The 10,269-nt window shown below is 64.3% G+C and carries 10 protein-coding genes and 1 tRNA gene; 6 read left to right on the top strand and 5 right to left on the bottom strand.

Annotated elements, in window-relative coordinates; all coding sequences use genetic code 11:
• The 6 genes from EN781_RS15120 to EN781_RS15090 all read left to right on the top strand — a co-directional run.
• Window positions 1-334: dihydrodipicolinate reductase C-terminal domain-containing protein (locus tag EN781_RS15120; protein ID WP_281034373.1), on the top strand; the 334-nt coding region annotated here is incomplete at its 5' end.
• 39 nt (window positions 335-373) lie between these two features.
• Entirely contained in the window at window positions 374-994 is a 621-nt protein-coding gene (locus EN781_RS15115) for a 2,3-bisphosphoglycerate-dependent phosphoglycerate mutase (RefSeq protein WP_126057299.1), read from the top strand.
• Between the two features lie 246 nt (window positions 995-1,240).
• A tRNA-Leu gene (locus tag EN781_RS15105) sits at window positions 1,241-1,325 on the top strand.
• Window positions 1,326-1,436: 111 nt separating this feature from the next.
• A complete protein-coding gene (locus EN781_RS15100; protein WP_126057300.1) occupies window positions 1,437-1,856 on the top strand; it encodes a hypothetical protein in 420 nt (139 codons plus the stop codon).
• 139 nt (window positions 1,857-1,995) lie between these two features.
• Entirely contained in the window at window positions 1,996-3,684 is a 1,689-nt protein-coding gene (locus EN781_RS15095) for an FAD-dependent oxidoreductase (protein ID WP_127400098.1), read from the top strand.
• A complete protein-coding gene (locus EN781_RS15090) occupies window positions 3,684-3,989 on the top strand; it encodes a UBP-type zinc finger domain-containing protein (protein ID WP_126057302.1) in 306 nt (101 codons plus the stop codon). Before EN781_RS15095 ends, EN781_RS15090 begins: the two co-directional genes overlap by 1 nt.
• Before the next feature lie 135 nt (window positions 3,990-4,124).
• Here EN781_RS15090 and EN781_RS35305 read toward each other — a convergent pair whose 3' ends face one another.
• The 5 genes from EN781_RS35305 to EN781_RS15060 all read right to left on the bottom strand — a co-directional run.
• Window positions 4,125-5,414, bottom strand: coding sequence for a hypothetical protein (locus tag EN781_RS35305; RefSeq protein WP_245455296.1), 1,290 nt, complete (start codon window positions 5,412-5,414; stop codon window positions 4,125-4,127).
• A gap of 39 nt (window positions 5,415-5,453) precedes the next feature.
• Window positions 5,454-6,695, bottom strand: a complete 1,242-nt coding sequence (locus EN781_RS15075; RefSeq protein WP_126057304.1) for a D-amino acid dehydrogenase — start codon at window positions 6,693-6,695, stop codon at window positions 5,454-5,456.
• A gap of 157 nt (window positions 6,696-6,852) precedes the next feature.
• A complete protein-coding gene (locus EN781_RS15070) occupies window positions 6,853-7,962 on the bottom strand; it encodes a hypothetical protein (RefSeq protein WP_127400097.1) in 1,110 nt (369 codons plus the stop codon).
• A gap of 138 nt (window positions 7,963-8,100) precedes the next feature.
• The gene (locus tag EN781_RS15065) at window positions 8,101-9,276 is read right to left on the bottom strand and encodes a cystathionine gamma-synthase (RefSeq protein WP_126057306.1); all 1,176 of its coding nucleotides are present in this window, start codon (window positions 9,274-9,276) and stop codon (window positions 8,101-8,103) included.
• Window positions 9,273-10,269: pyridoxal-phosphate dependent enzyme (locus EN781_RS15060; RefSeq protein WP_127400096.1), on the bottom strand; the 997-nt coding region annotated here is incomplete at its 5' end. The genes EN781_RS15060 and EN781_RS15065, both read right to left, overlap by 4 nt.

The raw sequence follows: 10,269 nt of genomic DNA, 5'->3' as shown, positions 1-10,269 counted from the left end.
CCACAAAGGCGACGCGCCGTCGGGAACGGCGCTTCTGCTCGGTGAAGCGGCGGCGGCCGGCCGCGACATCCCGCTCACCGGCAACGATGTGCGCGTGCGCGACGGCCATACCGGCGTGCGCAAGCCGGGCACGATCGGCTTCGCCGCGCTGCGCGGCGGCTCGGTGGTCGGCGATCACAGCGTGATCCTGGCCGGCACGGGCGAGCGCATCACGTTATCCCACCATGCCGAGGACCGGGCGATCTTCGCGCGCGGCGCCGTAAAAGCAGCACTCTGGGCCCGGGCGAGGAAGCCTGGTCTCTACTCAATGCGGGACGTGCTCGGCCTGAGCTGAAGCGGCCTCTGCAATATTTTGTCCTTCGAAGGAGCAAACATGTCGAGAACCCTCGTGCTCGTGCGCCACGGCCAGAGCGAATGGAACCTGAAGAACCTGTTCACCGGCTGGCGCGACGTCGACCTCACCGAGCAGGGCCATGCCGAGGCCAAGGCCGCCGGCCAGAAGCTCAAGGCGCGCGGTCTGAAATTCGACATCGCCTTCACCTCGGCGCTGATCCGGGCGCAGAAGACCTGCCAGCACATCCTCGACGCCGTCGGCCAGAGCGAGTTGGAGACCATCCGCGACCAGGCGCTGAACGAGCGCGACTATGGCGACCTCTCCGGTCTCAACAAGGACGACGCGCGCAAGAAATGGGGCGAGGAGCAGGTGCATATCTGGCGCCGCTCCTACGATGTGTCGCCGCCCGGCGGCGAAAGCCTCAAGGACACCGGCGCGCGCGTCTGGCCCTATTATCTGCACGACCTGCAGCCGCATGTGCTGCGCGGCGAAACAGTGCTGGTGGCCGCGCACGGCAATTCGCTGCGCGCGCTGATCATGGCGCTGGACGGCAAGAGCGGCGAGGAGATCGTCAAGCTCGAGCTCGGCACCGGCGTGCCGGTGATCTACACGCTCAACGCCGATTCGACGGTGGCGTCGAAGGAAGTGCTGGAAGGCTGACCTTTCTTCCAACGGCGACGGGAGCGAGTCTCATCCTCTCCCCGTATAGTGACGGGGAGAGGGCGCGGTCGTCGCCGATTTCGTCAATCGTCACCGTTACAAGAAAGGCGTCGACGATGCGGCCGGCCCCTTCCCCCCGTCCCTATACGGGGAGAAGTGCCCGGCAGGGCGATGAGGGGCAGCACCAATATCGGCAAAAAAGCGCGTTGACACACATCGCTCGCCCGCTTACATGAGCCCGCACCAGCCCAGATGGCGGAATTGGTAGACGCGCACGGTTCAGGTCCGTGTTCCGCAAGGAGTGGAGGTTCGAGTCCTCTTCTGGGCACCATCTTTTCCCGACTGCCAACGGGATCAATAAGATAAGCCTTCAGAGTGTTTCGCCGGTAAACCGTGCCGCAGATGGACTGGCTCGCCGCGCGCAAGTAGCCGGAGCGCTTCAATGGGTCTCGACGCCGTCGTGTTCAGGCAGCTCGCTTCCTTAAGGGCCGAGTACCATGCCGACCTGGTGCTGGCCGATGAAGAAACGGGTGAGGCCGACCTGGCGTCGCTTCGGCTTCGTGATCCCTGGGCAGCCGCTGTAGCGTTCCACTACCGTTTTGGAAATATCGCCACTATCGGTCATCTTCGAGAGATCGTCGCCGATATTCTGACGGACCCCGACTCCGTGCTGCAAACTCGGGTGCTCTACTCCAGCAGCCATTCGGGAGACGTGATCGAGGCATCTGCTTTCGGTCAGATCCGCGAGGAGCTCGATACTCTTCGTTCCGTCGACATCCCTGAGATAGTGAAGTTCGTCGCCGGACTCGATGCCCTGATCATGTGTGCCGAGCGAGAGGGTAACCCAATCGTATTCGTTTGAGTGCAGGCGCCTGTGCTGAATTCGGGCATGGACGTGGGTCGACGATGACGACGCAGGGCGCAGCCTACCACCTCCCCATCCGACCAGGCGCCGAACAAACCGCTTCAAACCGGGCGACCTCGGCGCTACGGTCCGCCCCATGGCCCCTTCCGTCAGCCCGACCATTGCCGCGCGGCGCGACCAGATGTTTCCCGTGCTCTCAGATGTCGACATCGAGCGCATGCGCCGCTTTGGCGTGCCCAGAACCTATGCCGCCGGCGAGCCTATCGTGGTCGCGGGCACGGTGTCGCCCGGCCTGATCCTCATCCTGTCCGGCAAGGTCGAGATCACGCAGGCCGGCGGGCTCGGGCCGCGCGAGGCGATCATCTCCTACGGCGCCGGCAACTTCATCGGCGAGCTGGCGCAGCTTTCGAGCCGGCCGTCGCTGGTCAATGCTGAAGCCACCGAGCCTGTCGAAGCCTTCGTCATCCCCTCGCAGCGGCTGCGCGACCTGATGGTGCAGGAGGCCAACCTCGGCGAGCGGATCATGCGGGCGCTGATCCTGCGCCGCGTCGGCCTCCTGGAAAGCGGCATCAGCGGACCGATCATCATCGGCCCTTCCGGCAATGGCGACGTGCTGAGGCTGCAGGGCTTCCTCACCCGCAGCGGCCTGCCGCACCGCGCGCTCGATTCCGACACCGATCCCTGCGCCAGGACGCTGACCGAGCGTTTCCATGTCGATCCCCATCATTTGCCGATCGTGCTCTGTCCCGATGGCAAGCTGCTGCACAATCCGGGCGAAAGCGACCTCGCCCGCTGCGTCGGCCTGCTGCGGCCCGTCGATGCCAGCAAGGTCTACGACGTGGCGATCGTCGGCGCCGGGCCGGCGGGACTGGCGGCTGCGGTCTACGCAGCCTCCGAAGGGCTGTCGACGATCGTGCTCGACTGCCGCGCCTTCGGCGGGCAGGCGGGGGCGTCGGCGCGCATCGAGAACTATCTCGGCTTCCCGACCGGCATCACCGGCATGGCGCTGATGGCGCGTGCCTACAACCAGGCGCAGAAGTTCGGCGTCGAAATGGTGATCCCCGACGAGGCAAAGCTGCTCAGCGGCGACAGCAACCTGTCCGGCTACAGGCTCGATGTCGGCGATGGCGAGACGGTGCACACGCGCACGGTGGTGATCGCCAGCGGGGCGCGCTACCGCCGCCTCGATGTCGCCAATCTGGCGCAGTTCGAGGGCACGTCGGTGCACTATTGGGCGTCGCCGATCGAGGCGCGGCTTTGCCGGGATCAGGAGGTGGCGCTGGTCGGCGCCGGCAATTCGGCCGGCCAGGCGGCGGTCTTCCTGGCCAGCCAGGTGGGCAAGGTGACGCTGCTGGCGCGCCGCGGCAGCCTCCACGAGACCATGTCGCGCTATCTGGTCGAGCGCATCCAGGCGCAGCCGAACATCGAAGTGCTGCCCGAGACCGAAATCGTTGCGCTGGAAGGTCGCCAGAGCAACCTCGAGCGGGTGCGCTGGCGCAACCGAGCGACCGGCGCCGAGACGACGCGGCCGATCCGCCATCTCTTCCTGTTCATCGGCGCCGACCCCAACACGGACTGGCTGGCGAAATGCAACGTGGCGCTCGACGCCAAGGGTTTTGTCCGCACCGGAGCGGAGGTAGCGCCGCGACATGGCCTGATGGAGACGAGCCGCAGTGGCGTGTTTGCCATCGGCGACGTTCGCTGCGGCTCGATCAAGCGCGTCGCCGCCGCCGTCGGCGAGGGCGCCCAGGTGGTGGCGGCGCTGCATGCCTATCTTGCGCAGAACGGCGGCGGCGTTCAATCCGAACCGGCGAGGAGATCGTAATGGACGAATGCCGGCACACGAGCGACATCAAGGACGTCACGCCGAGCGCGCTCGGCTGCGAGGAATGCCTGAAGAGCGGATCGTGGTGGGTGCATCTCAGGCTCTGCCGCACCTGCGGCCATGTCGGCTGCTGCGACGACTCGCCCAACCGCCACGCCACCAAGCATTTCCACGCCACCAGCCATCCGGTCATCGAGGGCTACGACCCGCCGGAAGGCTGGGCATGGTGCTATGTCGACGAGGTGTTCATCGACCTTGGCGACCGCACGACGCCGCAGAACGGGCCGATCCCGAAGTTTGTTTGAGTTTTTTGCGCCGGCCAAGGTGGCGGAACATGTCGATGGCGGTTTAATGACGTGATGAAGGCCAAGCTTCCAGACAAAGCCCGCAAGAGCCTGTCCGTCGCTCGCATCGAGCCGAGAGAGGTGATTGAGCGAACGCTAATCACGGTCACGCCAGCAGCCTACGCTCAGTTTGACGTCCAGCTTGATGCGCCTCCGAAGCCCAACGAGAGATTGCGCAAAACGATGAACGCCCTCTGCCTTGGAAGGATGAATAACAATCTCGCGACGAAACCGCCCTACTTCACCGAACTGGTGACGGTGCGGTCGAGGGCGCCGGGATCGCGGTTGTTGCCGGCGAGCGCGCCGATGATCAGAAGGCTGACGATGATCGGGACAAACAGCATGGCGACACGCGCCTGGACGTAGAAAATGGCGCGCCATTCGTTGCGTTTTTCGGGGTCGTCGTTCATCGCGCTCACTCTGTCCTGCCTCCCGAGGCGGGAGATAGTAGCGAAGCGTTAAACAACCCCTTCCGAATCCGTTAACTCGCGAATTTCGAACGGTCTGCCGCGGCGCGAAAGTTCGTGTCGACAAGACCGCTGCACGCTGTTGGCGCCAATGCTCAGCTCGGCCAACCGGATCAACTGATCGGCAGGGCAAACAGCCTGCCTCCGGCCGGCACCACGTCGTCGATGCCGGCAAGCCGCAGGCAGTGCCAGGCCATGGCGTGGTTGGACGAGGTGACGGGAATGCCATGCGCTGCTCCAGCGCCGCAACGGCCTCGGCGACGCGCAGGCTGGTGCAGGAGATGAAGATCGCGTCCACGCCGGGCACCGCGGCCATGCGCTCGGCCGCCGCCTCGATCGAGGCGAGCGAGATGCGGGCGGCCTCGCGGTCGTCGCGCCGGTCGAAGGTGGCGACAGCGGCGATGTCGAGGCCCCGGCCGGTGAAATAGGCGACCAGGCCCCGGTTGATCTCGGGCGCGTAAGGCGTCAGCAGGCCGATGCCCCTGACGCCGAGCGCCTTGAAGGCGGCGAGCGCGCCGGTGACCGGCGTGGTGCAGGCGACGCCGGGCCGCGCCTTGCGGATCTCGGCGAACACGGCTTCCTCGCCCAGCGTCATGGTCGCCGAGGTGCAGCCGAAGCCGACGACGTCGAGCGGGATGCTGGGCAGGATCAGGTCGACGGTCGGCGCGATGCGCGGGCCGATGGCGCGCAGCGTTTCCGGCGTGATGTCGTTGTCGTTGAAGAGACGCGCCTCGTAGAAGGCGACGCCGGGAATGCGCACCAGCGCGCGGAACTCGTGCTCCAGCGTCTGGTCGGTGGCGAGGATCGCAAGCCCGATCGCCGCGCGCGAAGCGAGGCCGCCGTCGATCTCCGAGGGCAGAACGCCGAGATCGACAGGTTCCGAAGCGGCGAGGGGCGCGGCGGCAAGGTTGGCGGACATGGCGTTCCCTTTCTTGTCAGAGCGGGATCGATCCTGCTCTCAGTTCAAAAGTCCATCCATCGAAATCGCCGGCCGGCGCCCGCCGATCAGGTCGGCGGTGATGCGGGCCGAGCCGTGCGACATGGTCCAGCCGATATGGCCGTGCCCGGTGTTGAGGTAGAGGTTGCGCAGCCGCTGCTGTCCGAACTCCGGCAGGTTGTTCGGCGTCATCGGCCTGAGGCCCGCCCACATCTCTGCGCGGTCGTAATCGGCGCCTTCCGGGTAGAGCTCCTCGGTCACGCCTTTCATGAAGGCGAAGTCGGCCGGTCTGTGGCCGGTGTCGTAGCCGGCGAATTCGGCCGTGGCGGTAACGCGCAGGCGGTCGCCGAAGCGCGAAATGGCGACCAGATTGTGCTCGTCGACTGAAGCGATGGTCGGCGGCTGCGGGCGATTGCCGATGGGAATGGTCAGCGAATAGCCCTTGATCGGATAAATCGGCAGGCTGATGCCGACGGCCTTGGCGATCAGCGGGCTGTAGGAGCCGAGCGCCAGCACATAGGCATCGCCCTTGAAGACGCCCTTGTCGGTCCGCACCTGCGCGACGCCGTCGCCCGAGGTCTCGATGCCGGTGATGGTGGTGCCGGTGCGGATTTCGCCGCCGCGCCCGGCGATCTTCGCCGCCAGTGCCCGGGTGAACTTCGCCGGGTCGCCGGTCTCGTCGGTCGGGCAATAGATGCCGCCGGCGATCTTTCCCCGCGCCGAGGCCAGCGACGGATCGAGTGCCACGACGCCCTCGCGATCCAGCAGCCTGATCTCCTGCCCGTCAGACTCCAGCAGCTTCATATGCTCGACGCCTTTGTCGAGCGCCTGCTGGCTGCGGTGGAAATACAGGATGCCGCGATCGTTGCGATCGTAGTCGATCGCCTCGTCGGCAATCACCTCGCGCAGCACGCTCTGCGAATAGGCGGCAAGGCGATGCTTGAGCAGCGTGTTGCGCCTGGCCTTTTCCGCCGTGCACTCCATCAGGAAGCGCCACGACCAGCTGTAGAGCCTGGGATCGGCCGACATCCTGAAGCGCAGCGCCTGGTCCTTCAGCACCAGCGATTTCAAAAGGATCATCGGCGCTTTCGGCGAGGACCAGACGAAGGAATGGCCGGGCGCGATCATGCCGGCATTGCCCCAGCTGGTCTCGGCGGCGACTTGCGGCTGGCGCTCGATGAGCGCCACCTCGTGCCCGTCCTTCTGCAGCTGGTAGGCGGTGGTGACGCCAACCACGCCGCCACCCAGCACGATCACGCGCATGACGCCTCCGGAGATCGCAAAGCGGGGGCAGTTTAGTGAGGAATCGGGATTTGCAAAGGAGGAAGCCGCCAGACTGGCTGGCGTGGCCCAGCAACTAACTTGGACCGACACAATTTGGTCGGTTCGTGCTTCCGTGGGTCGTCTGTATCAGAGTGCGCTACAGCTTTTCCAGTCGCAAAGTGACCGCCTTCGGCATCGTGAAGTTTCCATCTCGGCCACCGGAAGTGTCGAAACAACAGTGATTCGCCGAAGAGCTTACGTTCACCTGAATGGTTACCTTGCCTGCCGGCAATGAATACGTCCCCCCATTGTTGTAGAAATTAGGATTGAGCAGATTGGGTCCCTCAATGGTATCCATCTGATTGGCTTGCGTAATATCAAGCGTAGCCGACTCGCCGTTCAGCTTCGCAACGACCAACGCCAGCGAGTAGTTTGCGCGTAGGGGCGAATCCGCCGTCGGCTTGATGCTTACGGTCACTCTGTATTGGCCGGCTTGTGTCGGAAGAGGGCAGGCCCAATTCGCAGAGCCTGGGACGCCAAAACTAGGCAACGGGTCGGATGTTTCGCTAATGTTGCACTCCGCAGCGAGACGGTCCTCCGGGGGAATCGTCTTCGGGAGGGCTGTCAAAACAACTACGTCGCCAGCACCCGCTGCGGCAGCATTGACAATTAGCTGCTCGTCGTCTCCGCCTGGTTTCGGGCGCCTTACCGTGATGAGTTGAGTGTCGGCAGTCAGGGATTTGGGAAGCCCTTTGGCGCGCTTCGCCGCACTACCAGACCACTTAACTTTGATCGGGTTCGGCATTTTGCCGGAAGGATTGTATATAACCCTGAAGGTCACCTCGTTTTTCGTGGCTCTCTCGGGAATGATCGACACTGCTCTGCGCTGAGAAGCAGCCTCTTCTTTAAGACACGCCTGATATGCCGCCAATGAATTATCGTCGAGGCCCGTCCAGGCTATGTTCGTGAAAGATTGCTTAGTGAGCGATTCGTTACTGTTATTGCTCAGCGTCTTAATATTCTGCTGAAATCTGCTCCAATCGGCTCCCATAGGAACGCCATATATCACGGCGTTCGCGCCAGCAGACTGCTTTATAGTATCGTACTGGCCCTGGCTGACGTTCCTTGCAGAACGCCAGTCGCTGTACGCAAAATCCACTTTGCTGTAGGTAGCAATGACGAGAGCTGTGTCGCAGTCGGCTGCGAAAGCACTGCTAGAAAGAGGCCACAAAAGTGAGCAAAAGAAGCTTATCCATAGCTTAGCCAAATTACCCTCCCCCCGATGAGCAACTACGTATTAAGGCATCACTCCACCTTTGTTTGCAAGGGCTGCCGACAAATATTCGCCGACCTGATGATCGCGCTGGCATAACGAAGAGGTGTGCCGATGCTCCGAGCGCTTCCTTTAGCCCAGCGCCTGCTCCAAATCCGCGATCAAATCATCCCCATCCTCGATGCCGGCCGAGAGCCTGACCAGCGAATCCGATATCCCGATCGCGCCGCGCTTCTCCGCCGGGATCGAGCCGTGCGTCATCAGCGCGGGATGCTCGATCAGGCTTTCGACGCCGCCGAGGCTTTCGGCCAGCGTGAACAGCTGCGTGCGCTCGAGGAAGCGTTTCGTGCCGGCAAGGTCGCGGTCGAGATCGACCGAGATCATGCCGCCGTAGGCGTGCATCTGGCGTTTGGCGATTTCGTGCTGCGGGTGGCTGGCGAGGCCGGGATAGATGACGCGGCGCACGTCGTTACGACTTTCCAGCCACTCGGCGATCTTCAGGCCGTTGGCGGAATGGCGCTCCATCCGCAGCGCCAGTGTCTTGATGCCACGCAGCGCCAGAAAGGAGTCGAACGGGCCGGAGATGGCGCCGATGGCGTTCTGCAGGAATTTCAGCCGGTCGGCCAAATCCTGGTTGTCGCCGACCACGGCGACGCCGCCGACCATGTCGGAATGGCCGTTGAGGTACTTCGTCGTCGAGTGGACGACGATGTCGATGCCGAGCTCGAGCGGGCGCTGGATGTAGGGGCTGCAAAAAGTGTTGTCGGCGACGGTGAGCAGGCCCTTGCGCTTTGCCAGCGCCGCCACCGCTTCGAGGTCGACGATGCGCAGCAGCGGGTTGGTCGGCGTCTCGACCCAGAGCAGTTTCGTCTCCGGGCGGATGGCGGCCTCGACGGCGGCAAGGTCGGTGAAGTCGGCGAAGCTGACCTGCAGCCCGGCCGAGCGCTTGCGCACCCGCTCCAGCAAGCGAAACGTGCCGCCATAGATGTCGTCGGTGGCGACGATATGGGCGCCGGCATCGAGCAGCTCCAGCACGGTCGAGATCGAGGCCAGGCCGGAGGCGAAGGCGAAGGCTTTGGTGCCGCTTTCGAGATCGGCCACGGCGCGCTCGAAGGCGAAACGGGTCGGGTTCTGGCTGCGGGCGTATTCAAACCCCTTGTGCACGCCGGGCGACTGCTGGCCGTAGGTGGAGGTGGCGTAGATCGGCACCATCACCGCGCCGGTCGTCGGGTCGTGACTCTGGCCGCCATGGATGGTGCGGGTCGAAAAGGCCAGGCGGTTCTTGCCCGGTGTTCCGTGTACGGTCATCTTGCGCGGCGCCTCAGATGGTTGATCAGGTCGATGCGGGTTATCAGGCCGATGAACTCCTCGCTGTCGAAGACGATGGCGACCTCGTTACGGTCGAAGACAGGCAGCAGCGCATCGAGCGTCTGATTGGCCTGCAGCGTGTGCAGATTGGAGGTCATGGCGGTGCGCACCGGACCGTTGAAGCGGTCCCAGCGACCGTCATAGGGGCCGTCGACCTTGGCCAGAATGTCGCCCTCGTCGACGATGCCGACCAGCTTGCCATTGTCGAGCACCGGCAGTTGCGAGACATCGGAGCGGCGCATGCGGCCATAGGCATTGAGCAGGCTTTCCTCGGGGCCGACCCAGACCGTGTCGCCGGTGCGGTGCGAACGCATGACGAGGTCACGCAAATCGCCATGCTGTTCCTGCTCGGCCAGGCCCTGCTCGGCCAGCCAGAAATCGTCGAAGACCTTCGACAGGTACTTGTTGCCGCTGTCGCAGACGAAGGTGACGACCCGCTTGGACACCGTCTGCTCGCGGCAATAGCGGAGCGCGGCCGACAACAGCGTGCCGGAAGAGGAGCCGGCCAAAATGCCTTCGCGGGAGAGAAGATCGCGCACCGCCAGCATGCTCTGCTTGTCGGGGATGGAATAGGCCTTCCTGACCAGCGACAGGTCGGCATTGGGCGGTACGAAATCCTCGCCGATGCCTTCGACGGTCCAGCTGCCGGCCTCTTCCATCTTGCCGGTCTTGATCAGCGGCGCCAGCACCGAGCCGACCGGGTCGGCCAGCACCATCTCGGTCTTCGGCGAATGTTTCGCGAAATAGCGGCCGAGCCCGGTCAGCGTGCCGCCGGAGCCGACGCCGACCACCGCCGCGTCGACATCGCCGTCGAGCTGGGCGAGGATTTCCGGGCCGGTGGTGGTCTCGTGCGCCAGCGGGTTGGCCGGATTGGCGAACTGGTTGGCATAGAAGGCGCCGGGCGTTTCGGCGGCGATCTTCTCGGCCATGTCC

Origin of the sequence: Mesorhizobium sp. M4A.F.Ca.ET.090.04.2.1, assembly GCF_003999085.1 — a bacterium.
Taxonomy (GTDB): Bacteria; Pseudomonadota; Alphaproteobacteria; order Rhizobiales; family Rhizobiaceae; genus Mesorhizobium.
This window is presented reverse-complemented; position numbering and strand designations above follow the sequence as displayed.